The organism is Denitromonas halophila (genome assembly GCF_007625155.1).
Taxonomy (GTDB): domain Bacteria; phylum Pseudomonadota; class Gammaproteobacteria; order Burkholderiales; family Rhodocyclaceae; genus Nitrogeniibacter; species Nitrogeniibacter halophilus.
Map to the genome: position 1 here is coordinate 1 of NZ_VMNK01000008.1, position 20544 is coordinate 20544.

Below are 20544 nucleotides of genomic sequence, written 5' to 3' on the forward strand. Positions count from 1 at the left end.
CAAGATCGAGGACGTGGGCCCGGCGCTCAAGAAGGCCATCGACGCGCAGATGAACGAGGGCAAGACGACCATCATCGAGATCATGTGTACCCGCGAGCTGGGCGATCCGTTCCGACGCGATGCACTGTCCAAGCCGGTGCGTTTCCTTGATAAGTACAAAGACTACGTTTAAGGGCCGCCCTGACCGTATTTCTCCTCCCGCCTCGCCCCACCCTCGCATAACGGGGTAGAGGCTTTGCCGGAACGTCAGCATCTTTCCCCCGATGCATCGTTCCGGCATATTTTTTTCCGTTGGCTGACGGGCTCACCCGCCACCCGACACTGGAGCTGATGATCATGAAAGCACTGAATCGCATCATCGAGCAGGCCCGCAAAGCACCGGGCCGCATCGCCCTCTCCGAAGGCGACGACGCGCGTGTTCTTACCGCCGCCGTCCGCGCCACCCAGCAAGGCATCGCCCGCATCATCCTGGTTGGCAGCCGGGCCAACGCCGAAGCCCTCGCCGCCAAGGAAGGCCTGCCGCTGGACGGCATCGACTTTGTCGATCCGACCGACTCCCCGCTCATGCCCGAACTAACCGACGCCCTGTTCGAACTGCGCCGCCACAAGGGCATGACCCGCGAGCAGGCCGCCGAGCAGGCCGCCCAACCGCTGATCTGCGCCAACTTGCTGGTCAAGGCAGGCCACGCCGATGGCACCGTGTCGGGTGCGGTCCACACCACCGGTGACGTGGTGCGCGCAGCCATCCAGATCCTGGGCGTGAAGCCCGGTTTCAAGCTGATCTCCAGCTTCTTCCTGATGATGATGTGCGAGCCGTTTCACTCGCTCAAAGGCGGGCTGATCTTTTCGGACTGCGGGCTGGTGGTTGATCCGAACGCGGAAGAGTTGTCGGAAATCGCCATGGCCGCTGCCGACAGTGCGCGCGACCTGCTGATGGAAGAGCCGCGCGTGGCAATGCTATCGTTCTCCACACGCGGCAGCGCCCGACATGCAGCCGTGGACAAGGTGGTCGAGGCCGCACGCCGTGTGAAGGCACAGCGCCCGGGCATGGCAATTGATGAAGACGTGCAGCTCGACGCCGCCATCGTGGCCGAGATTGCCAACCGCAAGCTGCCGGACTCACAGGTCAAGGGCAACGCCAACGTGCTGATCTTTCCCAATCTCGAAGCCGGTAACATCGGCTACAAGCTGGCCGAACGGGTCGGCGGCGCGGTGGCCATCGGCCCGCTCATGCAAGGCCTGAGCCTGCCGGCCAACGATTTGTCGCGCGGCTGCAGCGCAGAGGACGTGTTCCATGTGATCGCTGTCACTGTGGTGCAAGGCCACAGCGCCGCCGCGGCCAAGGCCTGACCGGCATGCCCGATCCCGCCCTCATCGCCCTGCTGGCCTTCTTCGCCATCGGCACCTATTTCCAGACCGTCACCGGTTTTGGACTGGGCATGATCGTGATGGGGGCGGCGAGCGGCTTCGATCTGGCGCCGCTGCCGGTGGTGGCGGCGGTGGTCAGCCTGATGGCGCTGATCAACAGCGCGATCGCGCTGCGCGGGAATCTGCATCTCATCGACTGGCCGGCGGCCCGCGCGGTGCTGATCGGCGTGGTGCCGGCGATTGTCGCCGGCGTGCTGCTGCTCGACTATCTCAGCGTGGTCGCGGCCACCGCACTCAAGCTGCTGCTCGGCGTCGTGATCACCTACAGCGGCATCGTCTTTGCGCTACGCCCCACCCAGCTGGCCGAACGCTCGCCCAACCGCAGTTTCTTCGTCAGTGGCGTGCTCGCGGGTCTGTTTGGCGGCCTGTTCGGTATGGCCGGCCCCCCGGTGATCTTCCATTTCTATCGGCAACCGATGGAACTGCCCGCGGTGCGCAGCATGCTGCTGCTGGTGTTCACCTTCACCTCGGCCAGCCGCACCGTGTTCGTCGGCGCCCAGGGCGGGCTCACCACCGAGGTCTGGCTACTCACCGGTTTCGCCTCCGTGCTGGTTGCTGGGGCTGCCTTTGCCGGACGACGCTACCCGCCCCCGGTCGCACCGACCACGCTCAGGCGCATCGCCTTCAGCGTGCTGATCCTGATAGGTCTGAGCCTGATCACCTCCGCGGTCAGCGCCCTTCAGTAAACCGCCACATGCCCGATAACACCGGAAACCAGACGTCGATCTGGGCTTAACCCGAGTTGCGCTCAAGGCGCAGCCCAACGGAGACATGCATCGTGAAGATTTCCCACAAAGTCGGCATCGCGGCCGCGGCCGTCCTATTCCTGACCGTCGGCATCCTGTCATGGATTCAGGTCAGTCAATTACGCAGCAGCCTGCAAAGCCAGGCCGAGTCGAGCATTTCGCAATCGGGCAGCGCGCTGGCGCGGCAGATCGAGAACTGGCTCAACGGCAAGCTGCAACTGATCGACATGATGTCGCAAAGCGTGGACGCCGAATTCACGCCAGAGCACATCCAGCAGGTCTTCGACCAGCCGATTCTCAAAGAGCAATTCCTGCTGATCTTTGGTGGCCTGGAAACCGACGGCGTACGCATCACCAACACCCAGAGCTGGAACCCGACCGGCTGGGACGCCCGCAAGCGGCCCTGGTATCCCGTGGCCAAGGACAGCCCCCGCGCCGCGCTCACCGAGCCCTATGCCGACGCGGCCACCGGCGAGATCCTGATCTCGGCGGTGGCCAAGCTGACCGACAAAGGCCAGTTCATGGGCGCCTTCGGCGGCGATCTGAGCCTCAAGACCATATCGGAGGCGGTGAACGCGCTGGACCTCAATGACGCGGGCCAGGCCTTCCTGATGGCGGGCAACGGCAAAATCATTTCGCACCCGGACGCCAGCCGCAATGGCAAACCCTATGAGGAATTGTTCGACAACCAGCGCCCGGCGCTCCAGGCCACGCTGGCCACAGTACAAAGCGGCGGCAAGGAGTTGATGGTGTCCTTTACCCCGCTCACCCATCTGAAAGGCATGGAATGGTATCTCGGCATTGCGCTGGATAAAGCCGTGCTGATGCAGGAGGCGCAAGCGGCCACCGTGCGCGCGATCATCGGCACGGTCATCGGCGTGGTCCTCAGCATCATCGTGCTGGCCGCGCTGATGGGCCGCATGCTCACCCCGCTGCAACGCCTGCATCAGGCCCTGCAGGAGATCAACGGTGGCGCGGGCGACCTGACCCGCCGCCTGCCGGCCGATGGCAAGGACGAGGTCGCGCAGCTGTCGCAGGAGTTCAACCGCTTTGTTGAGTCACTGCAGTCGCTGATCGGCAACGTCATGGGCAAGGCCAGTCAGGTTAGCGAAGCCAGCTCGGAAACCTCCAGCCAGGTACAAACCGCGGCCGGCCGGCTCCACCGCCAGCTCGAAGAACTCGATCAGCTCGCCGCTGAAATGGATGGCATGAACAGCACAGCGATCTCCATGGCCGATCAGGCGGCCGCTGCCGCCCAGGCCGCCCAGGCCGCCAACACCCAAACCGAGCAGGGCGTGAAAGTGGTCTCGCAGTCCTCGGACGCGATCGGCCGCCTGGCCAATGACCTGAGCGACACGGGCCAGTCGATCAACAAGCTGGTGCAGCTGAGCAAGAACATCGACAGCATTCTGGCCAAGATCACCGGCATTGCCGATCAGACCAACCTGCTGGCACTCAACGCGGCCATTGAAGCGGCGCGCGCAGGCGAGTCGGGGCGGGGTTTTGCGGTGGTGGCCGACGAGGTGCGCACCCTGGCATCGTTGACACAGGAGTCCACCGGCGAAATCCGCAACATCATCGAGCAGCTGCAAAGCGGCGTGACGCTTGCCGAGAACAACATGCGCCAATGCAGCAAAACCGCCGTCCAGACCGTCGAAGACGCCAGCACGGCGAACACCATTCTTGGCGAAGTCAGAACGGCGATTACCCGAATCAACGACTTGAATCTGCAGATCGCCGATAGCGCCAAGGCGCAAAGCACACGGGCCGGCGAGTTGAATCAGCGCACCGGCAGCATCCGCGACATCAGTCAGGAGGTTGCTGGCGGGGCGAAGACGCGGGTTGGTCTATGCGCCTCCATGGTCGAGCACATCGGCCAGCAAAACGCGCTGCTGGCGCGATTTAAAGTCTGAGCACGCCGGGGGCCCGCCCCCGCGTCACGCCTCGCGCGGCAGCAACACATCACGCATGAGTTCGGCAGCGGTGCGCATCTGCGGCACGTTGCCGAGCAAGTCCTCGAGCGACACGCGTGCGCTCGGCCCGTGGCAAGCGATGGCCGCCACCAATTTGCCTTCGTGGTCGCGCACCGGCACGGCGACCGCGATCATGCCGCGCACGAATTCCTCGTTGTCGATGCCGACGCCGCGCTTGGCAATGCGGTCCAGCTCGACCTCCAGCGCGGCCCGGTCAGTGATGGTGCGCGGCGACGAGCGCGGCAGCGGCATGTGCGCGAGCACCGCCTGCCGCTCAAGCAATGACATCGAGGCCAGAAACAGTTTGCCGCTGGCGGTGCAATGCATGGGCACCCAGGTGCCCGGCTGCACATACATGCGCAGTGGCTCGGCCGTGTCGACCCGCTCGACGTAGAGCACCCGCCCAGCGTCGGGCACGGTGAGGTTGCAGGTCTCGCCCAGGCGCCGCACCAACGCGCGCAGCACCGCCCGACACTCCCGGCGCATGTTCGACCCGCGCAAGGTGTTGAGCGCCAGCGACACCGAGCGCGTGCCGGTCACATAGCCGCGATCAGCCGGCATGTGCAACACATAACCCTGTGCCTCCATCGAATGGAGCAGACGCATCAATGTGCTCTTGGGCACCTGCATCTGAAGCGCCAGTTGCGCCAGCGTCAGCGGTTGCGGTGAGTGGGTCAGCAACTCCAGCACGGTGAGCGGGCGCAAGCGCCGGATGTCCTCATTGGCGCCCGAGGTGGCCGCGTCTTCCACATCGTCAAAAACAGGCTCAATCGATGTTGCAGTGCGATTCTGGTTCGTCTCGTCCGGGTTTCGTTTCATTTCAGGCCTCTTGTGCAAATAGCGCTTGGCTTTTCATCTCACTGCCACAATAGTGCATTCAAGGATTTATTGGAACGATACGTTTCATTTATAACTAGATTTTCGGTAGGACACACCGTGTCATCGACCGAACCCCAGGAGACGAGAAACATGTCCATCGACGTTGACTACATTGTGGTCGGTGCCGGCTCTGCCGGTTGCGTACTGGCTAATCGCCTGTCGGCCGATCCAGCCAACCGCGTATTGCTCCTCGAAGCGGGCGGCCCGGACAACAACCCGTGGATTCACATCCCGGTTGGCTACTTCAAGACCATGCACGACCCGAAGTACGATTGGTGCTACAAGACCGAGGCCGATGCCGGCATCGCCGGGCGCCAGCTGCAGTGGCCGCGCGGCAAGGTATTGGGCGGCTCCAGCTCGCTCAACGGCCTGCTGTATGTCCGCGGTCAGCACGAAGATTACGACCGCTGGGCCGCGCTGGGCAACGCGGGTTGGAGCTTCGCCGAGGTGCTGCCCTACTTCAAGAAATCTGAAGACCAGGAGCGCGGAGCGAGCGAGTACCACGGTGTCGGCGGCCCACTGAAGGTCTCTGACCTGCGCCTGCGCCGCCCGATCGCCGATCACTTCATTGCCGCGGCCAAAGACATCGGCATCCCCTACAACGACGACTACAACGGCGCGGTACAGGAAGGCGTGGGCTACTTTCAGCAGACCGCGCACAAGGGCTTTCGCTGGAGCACGGCCAAGGGCTTCCTGAAGCCGGCGCGCAGCCGCGACAACCTGATCGTAGAAACCCGCGCGCAGACCACCCGCGTGCTGTTCGAAGGCAAGGTCGCCGTCGGCGTGGAGTACATGAAGGGCGGCAAGCTGCTGCAAGCCCGCGCCAAGGCCGAAGTCATTCTGGCCTCGGGCGCCATCGGCTCGCCGCAGATTTTGCAGAACTCGGGCGTCGGCCCGGCCGAGGTCTTGCAAAAAGCCGGCGTCGCGGTGCTTCACGATCTGCCCGGCGTCGGCGAGAACCTGCAAGACCACCTGCAGGTCCGGCTGGTCCTCAAGACCCGCGAGCGCACGCTCAATGACGAGGTCAACAACCCGATCAACAAGCTGTGGATCGGCATGCAGTACATGCTCAACCGCACCGGCCCGCTGACCCTCGCCGCCAGCCAGGTGGCGATCTTCACGCGTTCGGGCCCGGATGTGGATCGCCCGGACATCCAGTTCCACATGCAGCCGCTCAGTGCCGACAAGCCGGGCGAAGGCGCGCATCCGTTCTCGGCTTTCACCGCCTCGGTCTGCCAGCTGCGCCCGTTCAGCCGCGGCCATGTGCGCATCACCAGCGCTGATCCGCTCAAGTATCCGGCGATCCAGCCCAACTACCTGTCAGACGAACGCGACCACCCGGTGGTGATCGGCGGCATCAAGGTGGCGCGGGCGATTGCCGATGCGCCCTCGCTCAAGAAACACATCATCGACGAGTTCGTGCCCGGCCGGCAGTTCCAGACCGACGACGAACTGCTCGACGCGGCCCGCCGATACAGCCAGTCCATTTACCACCCGGCCGGCACCTGCAAGATGGGGAATGACCCGATGGCGGTGGTCGACGCACGCCTTAAGGTGCACGGGCTGGGCAATCTGCGCGTGGTCGATGCCTCGATCATGCCGGAGCTGGTCTCGGGCAACACCAATGCGCCGACGATCATGATCGCTGAAAAGGCAGCCGACATGATCCTGGCCGACAACACGCGCTGAACATCGCGATACCTATAGAACGCTTCACAAGGGCAATCATGCCCGCCCTGCCACCCAGAGGAGACACTCAAATGGCTAACGACAACACTCTCGACCGCCGTGGATTCCTGCGCATTGCGAGTCGCTACGGTCTGACGTCAACCGCCTTTGCTGCGGCGACCGTCGCCGGCCCGCTGACACTCAGCAGCGTCGCCCACGCAGCCTCGAAAAACGCCGATGCACGTGCCGCCAGCACCCCGCTGGTGACGCTCAAGTTTGGCGCATCGGGTTTCAACGAAAACAACCTGAAGATTCAGGAGTCGGGCCAGCTGTGGTTTGCCCAGCAACTGGAGGAGCGCAGCAACGGCGCGATGAAGATCGAGTTCATTGGCAGCAACGCCATCTGCAACCAGCTCGACTGCGTCAAGAAAACCCAACAGGGCATCGTGGACATCTACTCGGCCAGCACGCAAAACTCGGCCGGCTCAGCGCCCTACTACAACGTGCTCGACTTCGCCTACATGTTCCCGTCGCGCGCGGCCCAGCACCACTTCTTCTATCACCCGAAGAGCGAGAAGCTGCTGCGCGAACCCTTGCGCAAGCGGCACAACATCCAGTTCCTCTACACCCACTGCGAGCTGCGCGGCATCATGCTGGGCAAAAAGTTCGCCGACAAGCCGCTGGTCACCAGCGTCGATGACCTCGCCGGCACCAAGAACCGTGTCACCGGCACCCAGCTGGGCCGCATCGCCATGCAGTTGATGAATCTCAACCCGATCCCGCTCGCCTGGGAGGAGACCCTCGACGGCCTCAAGCAAGGCCTGATCGACGGCGCAGAAACCTGGATGGGCGCAGCCGCCTACGCCAACATGTCGCCGGTGCTGTCACAAGCGGTGGATCTGAAGTTCTTCTGCGGTACCGAACACACCGCCATGAACAACAAGACCTTCGAAAAACTGCCCTCCACGCTGCGCGACATCGTGATGGAAACGGCTTACGACGCGCAGCAATACACCCAGCGCGAACAGGAACGAGCGCTGATCGAAGTCGTCGGCGCGGTGCCCAATCCGGGTCCGAACACCGAATTCGGCAAAAACGGCGTGCGCGTTGCGACGCTGTCCGACGCCGAAATTCTCAAGGCCGAAAAGATGTGTTCGCCCGAGTACCAACCCAAGCCGTGGGAAGAGTGGCGCGAGCGTCTCAACAAGATGTCGGGCGGTCAGGATGTGTACAAGGAGATCTTCACCATCGCGCGCGAGATCCCCAAGGACCTGCCGGTTGCCGACGTGAAGCCGCGCCGCTGGTGGCAGAGCGCCTGATCGGCGCCTGACACTCCGCGCATCCCATCGCCCAGCCCCGGCGCAGACCGGGGCGGGCACACCCCCCTGACTTCGGAGGCCACCTCATGTCTTTCCTGATGGCAATACTTCGGTGGCTGGACCGCCACGCCGAGCGCACGCTCATACTGATCGCCTACTCAAGCATGGCTTTGATCATTGTGTACGCGGTCTTCGAGCGCTACGTGTTCAGCACCCAGATTCCCTGGAGCTCCTCGATCCCGATCTACCTGTTTTTGTGGGTCACCTGGGTCGGCTGCGCCTACAACGTCAACCAGCGCACCCACCTCGTGTTCAACGAGTTTCGCCTGCGCATGTCCTACGGATGGCAGTTCGCCATGATGTGGCTGGACGCCATCCTGTGGATCAGCTTCGGCTCCATGGTGGCCTGGTTCACCATCGAGCAGACCCAGTTGGCCTACATGAACTTCGCCATCGTGCAGGGCACCGACAACATCATGCAGTGGTGGTTCTATCTCGCTACGCCGATCGGCTGGGGCCTGCTGATGTTCCGCGCGCTGCAGAACCTGATTCAAGACATCGGCCGTTATCGCCGCGGCGATCCCTTCCTGGTCGACATCCAGACCATCGGCGGAGACTGAGACCATGGACCAAACACTGCTCATCACACTCGTCACGATTGGCGTCGGCATCCTGTTCCTGGTCGGCGTACCGATCTTTCTGGTCATCGGCTTCTGGGTGACCGGGGTATCGATCGTCATCGACTTCACGCTCGCCAACATCGGCGTCACGCTGTTCGAAGGCCTCAACTTCTTCGGCCTGCTGTCGCTGCCGCTGTTCATCCTCACCGGTGACCTGATCGCCGCCGCCGGCATCGCCACCCGCCTGGCCAACTTTGCCCACGCCTGCCTGAGCTGGATGCGTGGCGGCCTCGGCCTGGCAACGATTGGCTCCTGCGGCCTGTTCGCCGCCATCTCGGGCTCGAACTCGGCAACGACGGCCACCATCGGCGGCATCATGCATCCGCTGCTGGTCAAGGATGGTTACGACACCCGCTTCGCCGCGGCCACGGCTGCCGCCGGCGGCACGGTCGGCATCATCATCCCGCCATCGATCATCTTCATCGTCTATGGCTTCCTGATGAATTTGTCGATTTCCGACCTGTTCGTCGCCGGCATCCTGCCGGGCGCGCTGATGGTGATCGCCATGCAGCTGGTGTGCTGGTGGATGTGCCGCAAGCACGGCTGGGGCTCGGTCACGCCGCTCGACATGGGCCGTGTGCTGCGCACCGCGCGCAGCGCCTACCTCGGCTTCTTCGCCATCTTCATCGTCATCTTCGGCATCTACTCGGGCATCTTCTCGCCCACCGAAGCGGCGGCCATCACGGTGGGTTTCTGCCTCATCGCCGGCCTGCTGATCACGCGCGAAATCAAGTGGAAGGCCCTGCCCGACATCCTGCTGCGCTCCGGTCAGCTCACCGGCATGCTGGCGCCGATGATCGCCATCTCCATCGTCATGCAACAGGTGTTCGCCCTGCTCGGCGCAGCCGAGACGGTGCAGGCCTTCGTGGCCTGGTTCGGTGACGGCGAGATCGTCGTGCTGCTGGTGTGCATGGCCATCGTGCTCGCCGCCGGCTGCATTCTGGAAAGCCTGCCAGTCACCGTCATCTTCGCCCCCATCCTGGCGCCCATCGCGGTGGCCACGGGGGTGGATCCGGTGCATTTTTCGGTGATCTTCCTGGTCGGCGCGGCTATCGGCTTCATCACCCCGCCCTTCGGCCTCAACCTGTTCGTGGCCAGCGGCGTCACCGGCATCCCCTACGCCAAACTGGTGAAGTTCGCGGTGATGTACATGATCGGTCTGATCATCTCCTGGCTGATCATCGCCTTCATCCCGTGGCTGTCGCTCGGCTTGATACCGGCGCCGGGCTGACCCCCCTGCCGATGCCCTGACGCGTTCGCGTTCAGGGCATCGGCGATGGCACCCACCTACCGCACCACCTTCTTCTGCTGCTCTCATGGCGGCAGTTGCCAGCGACATCCCGCCCCGTAGCGTCCCTACCATCCAACGCAGGACCGACCAGCACCGCGGCAAGGCAAGAAATCTGGTCGAGCGCTTCTTCAACCAACCCAAGCATCTTCGTCGCCTCACCACACACCATGACAAGCGGGCTTCTCGGCTCAACGCTTTGTCACATGCACCTGCATCGGGCTACGGTGAACACGCACTAGCCTTGGCTGATATTCACCCGCTCCGCCAAGAAGTCCAGAAAAGCACGCACCCTCAGTGGCAGGTAGCCACCCTGCCCAACATAGACAGCGTGGACTTCCTCAACATCGCCCGGATTGCAGTCTTCAAGCACCGGCACCAGCCGGCCGGCGGCTATGTCGTCCCGTACCTGAAAGGCTGCCAGGCGTGCCAGCCCCAGACCGGACAAAGCCAAATGGTGTAAGGCTTCGCCATCACTGGCCTGCGCATTGCCAGTCACTGGAAAAACGATATTTTCGTCCTTGTCTCGCAATGGCCAGCCGGGCTGCGCTCGCTTGTAGTTCGCCCCCAGGCGATTATGCGTAAGTAGTTCTTCCGGTATAGCGGGCGTGCCGTGGCGAGTCAGGTAGCTTGGTGCGCCTACGATCACCATGCGCGTACTGCCCAGTTTGCGCGCCCCCAGATTCGAACTTTTCAGCGGACCAGCGCGAACAGCCACGTCAGTGCGCTGTTCCAGGATGTCGATGACCTCATCGGTCAGCACGATGTCCAGGGTCACGTCGGGATGACACTCCAGGAATTCGGGTACCAGCGGCAGCAAAAAGTGGTGTCCGAAAGGTACGTTGGCATTCACGCGCAGGCGACCGCGAGGCGCAGCGTGCGCGCTCACGCAGCGTTCGGCGTCTTCCAGGTCGGCCAGGATGCGCACACCGCGCTCGTAGAAGGCGCAGCCTTCGGCGGTGAGCTGGAGTTGCCGAGTAGAGCGGTTTACCAAGCGTGTACCCAAGCGTTGCTCCAAGCGAGAAACCAGCTTGCTGACCGCCGAGGGCGTCATGCCACAGGCACGGGCAGCGGCGGAGAAACCGCCCAGCTCGATGGCGCGCACGAACACCTCCAATTCGCCAGATCGGTTGACTTCCGAGCGAGCCACAACACCTCACCTGTGAATTCAATTCACAAATCATTTTCCTTCGGCCAGCCTACTCCAAATTGGTCTGTGAATTCATACTTGCCACACCAACGGCCAATGAATTCACCAACATGAAGAAACCCACAACATCACTTCTTTCTCGTGCCTCGGCCGTGCTGATCTTGGCATTGGCGACGGGCAGCACGATAGCTTTCGCACCTGCGATGGCCGCCCCGCCGGCTTGGGTGGCAACTTGGCAAGCCAGCCCCCAGCAGGTCTGGGGATCGGACTTCCTGTTTCCCACGAATGTCCCGCCGGCATTGCGCAGCGAAACCGTGCGTCAAGTGGCGCGCATCAGCTTGGGCGGCCACCGCTTGCGGATCGTGCTGTCCAACACCTACGGCAACCAGCCCCTGACCGTGGGCAAGGCGACGGTCGCACAGCCCAAGCAGCGCGGCGGAGTAATCACCGACAGCCTGCGTACCGTGACGTTTGGCGGCCGGGAAGGAGCGAACATCCTGCCCGGCGCAACGTTGGTCAGCGACCCTGTAGCCTTGCCGGTGTCTTCGCTGGCGCAGGTGGCAGTTAGCCTCTACCTGCCGGATACGACGCCGGTGAGTACATTCCATTGGGACGGTCGGCAGACGGGCTGGATCGTCCCCGGCGATCAGACTTCGGCGCCGGCACTGAAACTGACTAAGGCCGACGGCACCACGGCTCGCCCGCTGCTAACGGGAATTCAGGTCGAAACCGAACAAGCCGCACGAGCGGTCGTGGTGCTTGGCGACTCCATCACAGATGGTGCGACAGCCAGTCTGGACAAAGATAGCCGCTGGCCTGACTTTTTGGCCGCTCGCCTGGCGCCTCACGGCGTTGCCGTCGTCAACGCCGGTATCTCTGGTGCGCGCCTGCTGTCCGATGGCATGGGCGCCAACGCACTGGCGCGGCTGGATCGGGACGTGCTGGCCCAACCGGGGGTTCGTAGCCTGATCGTGACGCTGGGCATCAACGATATTTCCTGGCCAGGCACCGCTTTCGCACCGGACGCGCGCAGACCGACACTGGACGATTTGACGGCAGGCTACCGGCAGTTGGTCACACAAGCCCACAGTCATGGCGTTCGCGTGATCGGCGCAACGCTGACGCCGTTCGAGGGTGCGTTGCCCGGCACGCCGCTGGACAACTACTACCACCCCGACAAGGACGTCTTGCGCCAGCAGGTAAACGACTGGATTCGCCATGGTGACGTATTCGACGCGGTGATCGACTTCGATGCGGTGCTGCGCGACCCCCACCATCCAGCCAGGATCGCTACGCGCTACGACTCCGGCGACCATCTACACCCCGGCGATGAAGGCAACCGTGCGATGGCCGACGCCGTCAATCTCGAAGCCTTGTTGCCTGGACTCGATGCCCCGCCTGCTGACATTTCGCTCAAGATCTCACCGGCACGTTGAACCATGCAGTTCACGCCTTATCGCCTGGAACACCCGGAACGGCCCAACCGCATCGTCTTGCCGCCGATGACCCGTTCGTACTCGGGCGCGGGCAATGTGCCCCTTGCGTTGATGGTCCGGTTTTTGTCGCCCCTCAGGGACGAAAATCGCAATCGGCCGTTGGCGGGGCGATGCCGCGTTCAACCCGCCTCACCCCACCTGCGACAGGTCACGATTGGCCTGCACGAACGCCCCCGGCGTCGCATCAAACTGTTGCTTGAACGCCGCAATGAAAGCCGACAGCGAATCGTAGCCACAGGCCAGCGCCACATCGGTGACCCGCTCGCCGCGCGCCAGTGCCGGCAAAGCGCCGAGCAAGCGCACACGCTGACGCCAGACACGGAAGCTCAAGCCGGTCTCGCGCACAAACACCCGGCTCAAAGTCTTCTCCGACACCCCCACGCGTGCACTCCACTCGGCCAGCGTGACACGCCGGTCGGGGTGCGCCTGCACCCGGTCGCACAACTGCCGCAGCCGCACATCCGTCGGCAGCGGCAGCATCAGCGCCACCTCGGGCGCGGCCGCGATCTGGTCGAACAGCACCGCCGCCAACCGACCGTCGGGGCCGGCCTCATCATAGGCTTCCGGCACCAGACTGAAGGCGCGGATCAACTCGCGCAGCAGCGGGCTGACCACCAGCACCCGGCAACGGTCGGTCGCCCAGCCGGGCATCTCGGGCGCCACATACAGGCTGCGGATGCGCGTCTGCGCGCTACACACCACCCGATGCATCACGCCGGCGGGAATCCACACCGCGCGCTGTGGCGGCGCCACGAATCGCCCGGCAGCGCTACGCACTTCAAGCACGCCTTGTTCGGCATAGGCGAACTGCCCCCACGGGTGGCGGTGGCGATAGCCGAGCACCCGGTTGGGCAAGGCCTCGACATGGCCATAGAGGGGGCGTGGCAATTGCGTCAGTTCGCTGAGCTGGCGGGCGATTGCGCCGGGCGTTTGTCCGTTCATCGACATTTGACCGCCTATCTGCGTTAGTCGGAAGGTTTAGAGCACGCTACCGTGTGCCTTATCTCAACGCAAGCCGGAGCTCGCCATGCTCTTCCTCCGACGCCTGTTCGACCCGTTCTCCATCGCGGTGATCGTCGCCGTGCTGATCGCCACGCTGCTGCCGGCCGTGGGGCGCGGCGCCACCGTGTTCGGCGGGCTCACCCACCTGGCCATTGCCTTGCTGTTCTTTCTGCATGGCGCCCGCCTGTCGCGCGCGGCGATCCTCGCCGGCGCCGGACACTGGCGCCTGCATGCGCTGGTGTTCGCCTGCACCTTCGTGCTGTTTCCGTTGCTGGTGCTGGCGCTCAAGCCGCTGATTCTGCCGCTGGTGGGCGAGACGCTATACCGCGGCATGATCTACCTGTCGGTGCTGCCCGCGACGGTGCAGTCGGCCATCGCCTTCACGTCGATGGCGCGCGGCAATGTGCCCGCCGCCATCTGCAGCGCCGCGGCGTCCAGCCTGCTGGGCATCGTCCTCACGCCGCTGCTGGTGATGGTGCTGATGGATGCCGGCGACGGCAGCGGCTCGGGGCTCGGCGCGGTGGGCAAGATCGTGCTGCAACTGCTGGTGCCCTTCCTCGCCGGCCACGCCGCGCGCCACTGGATCGGCGCCTGGGTGGCGCGCCACCAGCGCTGGCTGAAGTTCATCGACCAGGGCTCAATCCTGCTGGTGGTGTACACCGCCTTCAGCGACGCCGTGACAGGTGGCCTATGGCAACTGGTGCCGGCAGCCGATCTGCTCGCGCTGGCGCTGGTGTGCTGTCTGCTACTGGCGATGGTGCTGTGGATCACCCAACTGCTGGCGCTGCGCCTGGGCTTCAGTACCGAAGACTGCATCACCATCGTCTTCGCCGGCTCGAAAAAGAGCATGGCCACCGGCGTGCCAATGGCGCAGATTCTCTTCGCCGGCGGCGCAGTGGGCCCGCTGATCTTGCCACTGATGATCTTCCACCAGATCCAGCTGATGGTCTGCGCCGCGCTGGCGCAGCACTACGCGCAACGCGACGAGGCGCCACTGAGCGCGGCCGACACGGCGTGACGCCGCAACCGGATCAGACCGCGCGCGGAAGCCGACACAAAACGTCACCGCCATGACGCACGATTTAACGACATCCGCATTGTCCGCCCGCCCGCAGGGGCTCTAGAGTGCGTTCTCCAATATCTGAGAGAGACGCACAATGAAACACTACGGAGCAGAGTTTCTGGGGACCTTCTGGCTGGTGCTGGGCGGTTGCGGCAGTGCCGTGCTGGCGGCAGCTTTCCCCGAGGTCGGCATCGGCCTGCATGGCGTGTCACTGGCCTTCGGCCTCACGGTGCTGACCATGGCCTTTGCCATCGGCCACATCTCCGGCTGCCACCTCAACCCGGCGGTGTCGATCGGCCTGTGGGCCGGCGGGCGGTTTTCGGCCAGCCAGCTCGTGCCCTACATCACCTCGCAGGTGCTCGGCGCCATCGCCGCCGGTGGCGTACTGTATGTCATCGCCAGCGGTGCGCCCGGCTTCGACGTGTCGGCTGGCTTCGCCTCCAACGGCTATGGCGAGCACTCGCCCGGCGGCTACTCGCTGGTGGCCGCACTGGTCACCGAAGTGGTGATGACCATGTTCTTCCTGCTGGTGATTCTCGGCGCCACCGACAAACGCGCCCCGGCCGGCTTCGCGCCAATCGCCATCGGCCTCGCGCTGACCTTGATCCACCTCATCAGCATTCCGGTCACCAACACCTCGGTCAACCCGGCGCGCAGCACCGGTGTGGCGCTGTTCGTGGGCGACTGGGCGGTCGGCCAACTCTGGCTGTTCTGGATCGCCCCCATCGTCGGTGCCGTGTTGGGTGCCGTGGCTTACCGTGCCATCGGCGGCGAGACTGACTGACGCTGCAACATTATTCACAGAAAATGCCCCTCCCCTGAATTCCAGATAGATACAGGAGGCGGGGCGCCATGAGGCCAAAACACAGCACCTCTCTACCCGCGCCTCGCCAGACATCCACGCGAATCTGCTATCTTCCTTCTCGAACTCGCCAGGTTCGGCATCACTTGAAGAGGCGCCCATGCAGCAGATCAAAGCCCTGATATTTGACGTCTTCGGCACGCTGGTCGACTGGCGGACCGCCATTGCGCGCGAAGCCGAACAGGCGCTGGCGCCACGCGGCATCACCTTCGACGCCCTCGCCTTCGCCGATGCCTGGCGCGATCAATACCAGCCCGCCATGGAAGAGGTCCGCGCCGGGCGCATCCCGTTCTGCAAGCTCGACCGCCTGCACCGCCGCAACCTCGACGTGGTGCTCGCTGACTTCGGCCTCGACCGCGTTGATGAAACCACCCGCCAGCACCTCAACCTCGCCTGGCACCGCCTCGATGCCTGGCCCGACGTCAGCGCCGGGCTGCACACGCTGAAGCCACACTGCCGGCTCGCACCCTGCTCCAACGGCAACATCTCGCTGATGGTCGACCTCGCCCGCCGCAACGACTTCCCGTGGGACGCCATCCTCGGCGCCGAAGTGGCGCGCGACTACAAACCCAAACCGACGGTGTACTTATCGGCCGCCGACGCCTTCGACCTGCGCCCCGACGAAGTCATGATGGTCGCCGCCCATTCATCCGATCTGGCAGCCGCCGCCGAGGCTGGATTGCGAACCGCCTTCATTGCACGGCCGGACGAGTTCGGCCCGGGGCTGGGCGAGTCGGCGGCAACGGTGGCGGTGGATGTGTCGGCGGGGAGTCTTGCTAACCTGGCACAGCAGCTTGGAACAGCATGCGTCTAGCAACATCCTCTCTCCCACTCCTGCAGCTGGATGTCGCCCTCCGACACCGCTCGAATTCTAGGCTAAGCAGAACTTCCCACGAACCACTTCAGGGCCACCATACCCTTAATGACTGAGCCAAGGTATACTCTGTGCCGACCACTCAGCCCCCTATACGGCCACAAAATTGACTCGAAAAGCATGCGGCTGGTCAGTCCAGATATTCTCGTTAGATCGGAAATAAAATGATTGTTATTGCTCGCATATTGATTGTGGCGTTTGCCCTCACGGTGACAGGTTGCGCGACCATCCGTGAAAGTGTTCCTCCCGAGACGACAATAGGTTCAATGAAGTCACTTTCGATCTCCGAGGATCTTCCCTCATCGGACTTTTTTCCCGGACACTCGGCGGTAGCGCAAGGAACGCGCTACGTTGTCGTTCAGGCCGACGGGGGAAACATTCTTCTCGGGCCAATTTTTGGCGCAATCAACATTTCAGCCAACACGCGAAAAATGGCGGAAAAATACCGAGGATCGTTGCTGAGTATCGATCCTATGCCTATCGCACGTGAAGCGATGGCACGCGGGGGTGTTCTCCCCTCCGAGACAAGAGCATCGTTTGTCGCAAAACCTTTTGTGTTTGTTCAGCATTGCTACGACGACAGATTCCGTTTGTCTCTCGTTTTCCATGTTGAGAATACTGACCAATCACCGAGCTGGATTGGTAGATATACCTACCACCTGCCGACTACGTATGCAGCATCTCAATTCGCGCAGCTGTCGGAAGGCCAGATCCAAAACTACCGGACAGAACTCACTCTGGGGGCCACGATACTAACGCGCTTGATGCAGCGAGATCTTTCAGGAGAACTTCCCGCAACAGGGAAGTTGGTCGACTTCGGGAGTTTGCATCTCTTGGGTCACAAAATGGGGGGGCTCGGAATCTACACCATGCCGGAAGAGCTGTATTTCGCCAAATCGCAGCTTATTGAGGAAACCGATAGTCATGTAACTATGCGCGTCAAGGGAGTCATGAACACGGCTGCTGTATTCGGGGGGATGGGCTTCGGGGTACACTATATTCACAGGAAGCTGGTCCATACTCTGAAGCCCGTCAAGACTGAGTGAGCGGACTCAGATAAGACTTCCCGCATCTTCGGCTATCGCATTGAATGCAGACTCAAAACGACAACGGACCGCAAGGTCCGTTGTCGTTTTATTTAGCATGCCTTCTCTACCGCTTCAACATCTGATGCACCGCCTCAAGATGCTCCGGCTCGTTGTGGCACATGCCCTGGAAGGTGGCGCACAGATCGAGGAAGTCTTTCAGTTCCATGCGCTGTGCCATTTTCATCAGGCGCTTGGTCAGGCGGGTGGCCTTGGGCGGCTGGGTGGCGATGCGGGCGGCGATTTCCTGCGCCCGCGCCATCAGCTGTTCCGGCGCCACCACATCCAGGACGATGCCCAGCGTCTTGGCTTCATCGGCACCAACAATGCGGCCCGAGAGCGTCAGCTCGAAGGCCTGCTGGTAGCCGATCAGGCGCTGCATGAACCACGCCCCGCCGTCGCCAGGGATGATGCCGAGGTTGAGGAAGGTTTCACCGAACTTGGCCTTGCTGGAGGCCACGCGGATGTCGGCCATGTTGGCCAGATCAAAGCCGGCGCCGATGGCCGGGCCGTTGACTGCGGCGATGACCGGGATCTCGACATTGTGCAGCGCCAGCGGAATGCGCTGGATGCCGCGCCGGTAGCGGTCGGCGCACTCGGCCACATCGCCGGCAAAATCGCCGCCGCGCTCGGCCATGTCCTTGACGTTGCCGCCGGCCGAGAAGGCGCTGCCGGCGCCGGTCATGACCAGCACGGAAACCTCATCGCAGCCATTGACCCACTCGGCCACCTGCACGATGTCGTCGATCAGGCCGGTGCCGGTGAGGGCGTTGCGCACGTCATCACGGTTGAAGGTCAGCGTGGCGACGCGGTTTTCGACGCTCAACAGCGCGTCTTTCAGAATCGGGGGAGTCATCAGATGGCGTCCTTGCGATTGACGATGATGCGGGCATCGACAATGGCGTAGCCGTCGTCGTAGGCCAGCACGGGGTTGAGGTCGAGTTCGGCCAGTTGCGGATAGGCCGAGACAATGCTGGAGACCTTGAGCAGCAGGTCGACCAGCGCGGCTTTATCCACCGCCGCTTCGCCGCGCGCGCCTTCGAGGATCTTGCGTGCCTTGATCTGGTTGACCATCGACTCGGCGGCATGGCGCGACAGCGGAATGGCACGGAAGGCGACGTCTTCGAGAATTTCGACGAAGATGCCGCCGAGGCCAAACATCAGCACCGGGCCAAAGATCGGGTCACGGCTGACGCCGATGATGATCTCGGTACCTTTTTTGGCCATGGGGGTCACCAGCACGCCCTTGATCTCGGCGGTCGGCAGATAAGCCTTGCAGGAGCGCATGATCTGCTCGTGGGCGTCTTTGAGCGCCACTTCGCCGCGCAGGAAGAGCTTCACCCCACCCGCGTCGGACTTGTGCAGTATGTCTTTCGACACCACCTTCATCACCAGCGCCTGGTCGCCAAAATGCGCGGCGACGTTGCCCAGCTCGTCGGCGCTCTCGACCAGAATCTCTTCGGCCACACTGATGCCATGCGAGCGCAACAGCGCCTTGGCCTCGACCTCGAACAGGTCGCGCCCCTCCGCCTGAGCCTTGGCGAACACCGCCAGTTGATCGGCGTGCGGCACCACCGGCGCTGCCGGCACCTGCTCGGCCGCCCCCTTGAGGTAAATGCCCCGTTCCCCCAGCGCCGCCAGCACACGCACGGCAAGTTCGAGCGAGCTGTACACCGGCAGTCCGGCTTCGTGCAGGCGACGCAACGGCGGCGGCTTGACCGGCGCATACAGGCTATAGATCACCAGCGGCTTGTCGATGCGGTGGGCCAGCTCGATCATTGTCTCGGCACCACGCATCTCGTCGCCGAGCAGATGTTCGGCAAAACGAATGCTGTAGCCACCGAACATGCCAACGAGAAAGATCGCATCGACCCCCTCGTCGTCGGCCACGATCTCCATGCAGGTCGCCAGCAAGGCCGGATCGGCGTCGGTACTGCCCGCCACGTCGACCGGGTTGATCACCGAGGCTTGCGCAAACAAGACCTCACGCAAGCGCTGCTTGGTCGCGTCAGACAACTCAGCCAACTCCAGCCCCGCCTCCGACAACCGATCAGAAGCAATCGTCGCCTGACCGCCGCCGTCGGCGATCACCGCGATGCGCTTGCCCGGCGCCTTCTGCAACTGCGCCAGGCCCTCGGCCACGGGCAGGATCTCATCGGAGTTCTGCACCACACTGACGCCCACCTGGCGCAGCAGATCGACCGTCATCGCATAGCTGCCGGCCAGCGCACCAGTGTGGGAGCTGGCGGCCTTGGCGCCCATTTCGGTCGAGCCGGATTTGTACACCACCACCGGTTTGACCGCGGTCACGTCGCGCGCCACTTCGAGGAAGCGCTCGCCGTCGCGGAAGCCCTCGACATACAGCGTCGCCACATGGGTGTTTTCGTCCTCGCCCAGATAGCGCAGGTAATCGTTAAAACCGATGTCCACCTGGTTACCCGGACCGACATAGGTCGAGAAGCCGACATGGCGGTTGTGCTCGGCTTCGAGCACCAGCGACAGCAACATGTTGCCCGACTGTGAGATGAAACCCACATGCCCCGGCTTGACGTTGGACAGCGCCAGCAGGTTGACCTGTTTGTGCAGATTGAACATGCCCGAGGTGTTCGGGCCGATGATGCGTACGCCGCCCGCCCGCGCCGCTGTCATCATCTGCTCTTCGAGCGCCGCACCTTCCGGGCCGACTTCCTTGAAGCCGCTGGCCAGCACCACCGCGCCCTTGACGCCCTTCTTGCCACACTCGGCCAGAATACCGGGCAGTGTCGCCGCCGGCGTGCAGATCAGCGCGAGATCGATCTTGCCGGGAATCGCCTCCAGCGAGGGGTAGGCCTTGACGCCCAGCACCCGGTCCGCCTTGGGATTGATCGGATAGATATCGCCGGCGTAGCCGTCCTTGATCAGCCCGACCATGGCCTTGTAGCCGCGCTTGGTCGGGTCGGCCGACGCGCCAACAATGGCAATCGCGTCGGGGGCGAGAAACTCATGCAGCGGACTGCGGCCGCTCAGTGATTGATGTTTTGCAATAGCCATG

Annotated in this window: 17 protein-coding genes; 12 read left to right on the forward strand and 5 right to left on the reverse strand. The window is 63.3% G+C overall.

Annotated features, from left to right (window positions below):
* Window positions 1-336 precede the first annotated feature (336 nt).
* The 3 genes from pta (at window position 337) to FHP91_RS10700 (ending at window position 4087) form a co-directional block, all read left to right on the forward strand.
* Complete coding sequence (gene pta, locus FHP91_RS10690; RefSeq protein WP_144309595.1) at window positions 337-1350, forward strand: phosphate acetyltransferase; 1014 nt, start codon at window positions 337-339, stop codon at window positions 1348-1350.
* Between the two features lie 5 nt (window positions 1351-1355).
* Entirely contained in the window at window positions 1356-2114 is a 759-nt protein-coding gene (locus tag FHP91_RS10695; RefSeq protein ID WP_144309596.1) for a sulfite exporter TauE/SafE family protein, read from the forward strand.
* Between the two features lie 92 nt (window positions 2115-2206).
* Window positions 2207-4087, forward strand: a complete 1881-nt coding sequence (locus FHP91_RS10700; RefSeq protein ID WP_144309597.1) for a methyl-accepting chemotaxis protein — start codon at window positions 2207-2209, stop codon at window positions 4085-4087.
* 24 nt (window positions 4088-4111) lie between these two features.
* Here the strand turns inward: FHP91_RS10700 and FHP91_RS10705 are convergent, their stop codons facing one another.
* Window positions 4112-4966 carry an IclR family transcriptional regulator gene (locus tag FHP91_RS10705; RefSeq protein ID WP_144309598.1) on the reverse strand — a complete coding sequence of 285 codons (855 nt, stop codon included), beginning with the start codon at window positions 4964-4966 and terminating at the stop codon, window positions 4112-4114.
* Window positions 4967-5116: 150 nt separating this feature from the next.
* Here FHP91_RS10705 and FHP91_RS10710 point away from each other — a divergent pair, with 150 nt between their 5' ends.
* The 4 genes from FHP91_RS10710 (at window position 5117) to FHP91_RS10725 (ending at window position 9924) form a co-directional block, all read left to right on the forward strand.
* Entirely contained in the window at window positions 5117-6715 is a 1599-nt protein-coding gene (locus tag FHP91_RS10710; RefSeq protein ID WP_144309599.1) for a GMC family oxidoreductase, read from the forward strand.
* Between the two features lie 71 nt (window positions 6716-6786).
* Window positions 6787-8013, forward strand: coding sequence for a TRAP transporter substrate-binding protein (locus FHP91_RS10715; RefSeq protein ID WP_144309600.1), 1227 nt, complete (start codon window positions 6787-6789; stop codon window positions 8011-8013).
* A gap of 86 nt (window positions 8014-8099) precedes the next feature.
* Window positions 8100-8633: a TRAP transporter small permease gene (locus FHP91_RS10720; RefSeq protein ID WP_144309601.1), complete on the forward strand. Its 534-nt coding sequence runs from the start codon at window positions 8100-8102 to the stop codon at window positions 8631-8633.
* Window positions 8634-8637: 4 nt separating this feature from the next.
* A complete protein-coding gene (locus tag FHP91_RS10725; RefSeq protein ID WP_144309602.1) occupies window positions 8638-9924 on the forward strand; it encodes a TRAP transporter large permease in 1287 nt (428 codons plus the stop codon).
* A gap of 295 nt (window positions 9925-10219) precedes the next feature.
* Here the strand turns inward: FHP91_RS10725 and FHP91_RS10730 are convergent, their stop codons facing one another.
* Entirely contained in the window at window positions 10220-11131 is a 912-nt protein-coding gene (locus FHP91_RS10730; protein ID WP_144309603.1) for a LysR family transcriptional regulator, read from the reverse strand.
* A gap of 110 nt (window positions 11132-11241) precedes the next feature.
* On the opposite strand from FHP91_RS10730, the gene FHP91_RS10735 reads away from it, so the two are divergent.
* Window positions 11242-12567 carry an SGNH/GDSL hydrolase family protein gene (locus tag FHP91_RS10735; RefSeq protein WP_144309604.1) on the forward strand — a complete coding sequence of 442 codons (1326 nt, stop codon included), beginning with the start codon at window positions 11242-11244 and terminating at the stop codon, window positions 12565-12567.
* Window positions 12568-12756: 189 nt separating this feature from the next.
* On the opposite strand, the gene FHP91_RS10745 is transcribed toward FHP91_RS10735, so the two are convergent.
* Window positions 12757-13569, reverse strand: a complete 813-nt coding sequence (locus tag FHP91_RS10745; RefSeq protein WP_222105172.1) for an AraC family transcriptional regulator — start codon at window positions 13567-13569, stop codon at window positions 12757-12759.
* Window positions 13570-13654: 85 nt separating this feature from the next.
* Here FHP91_RS10745 and FHP91_RS10750 point away from each other — a divergent pair, with 85 nt between their 5' ends.
* The 4 genes from FHP91_RS10750 (at window position 13655) to FHP91_RS10765 (ending at window position 17474) form a co-directional block, all read left to right on the forward strand.
* Window positions 13655-14647 carry a bile acid:sodium symporter family protein gene (locus FHP91_RS10750; RefSeq protein ID WP_144309606.1) on the forward strand — a complete coding sequence of 331 codons (993 nt, stop codon included), beginning with the start codon at window positions 13655-13657 and terminating at the stop codon, window positions 14645-14647.
* Window positions 14648-14786: 139 nt separating this feature from the next.
* Window positions 14787-15476: an aquaporin Z gene (gene aqpZ / locus FHP91_RS10755; protein ID WP_144309607.1), complete on the forward strand. Its 690-nt coding sequence runs from the start codon at window positions 14787-14789 to the stop codon at window positions 15474-15476.
* Between the two features lie 178 nt (window positions 15477-15654).
* Window positions 15655-16368, forward strand: a complete 714-nt coding sequence (locus FHP91_RS10760; RefSeq protein WP_144309608.1) for a haloacid dehalogenase type II — start codon at window positions 15655-15657, stop codon at window positions 16366-16368.
* A gap of 224 nt (window positions 16369-16592) precedes the next feature.
* On the forward strand, window positions 16593-17474 hold the full coding sequence (locus FHP91_RS10765; RefSeq protein WP_144309609.1) for a hypothetical protein: 882 nt from the start codon (window positions 16593-16595) through the stop codon (window positions 17472-17474).
* Between the two features lie 106 nt (window positions 17475-17580).
* Here the strand turns inward: FHP91_RS10765 and FHP91_RS10770 are convergent, their stop codons facing one another.
* Window positions 17581-18369 carry an enoyl-CoA hydratase-related protein gene (locus FHP91_RS10770; protein WP_144309610.1) on the reverse strand — a complete coding sequence of 263 codons (789 nt, stop codon included), beginning with the start codon at window positions 18367-18369 and terminating at the stop codon, window positions 17581-17583.
* Entirely contained in the window at window positions 18369-20543 is a 2175-nt protein-coding gene (locus FHP91_RS10775) for an acetate--CoA ligase family protein (protein ID WP_144309611.1), read from the reverse strand. Before FHP91_RS10775 ends, FHP91_RS10770 begins: the two co-directional genes overlap by 1 nt.
* Window position 20544: the final 1 nt, after the last annotated feature.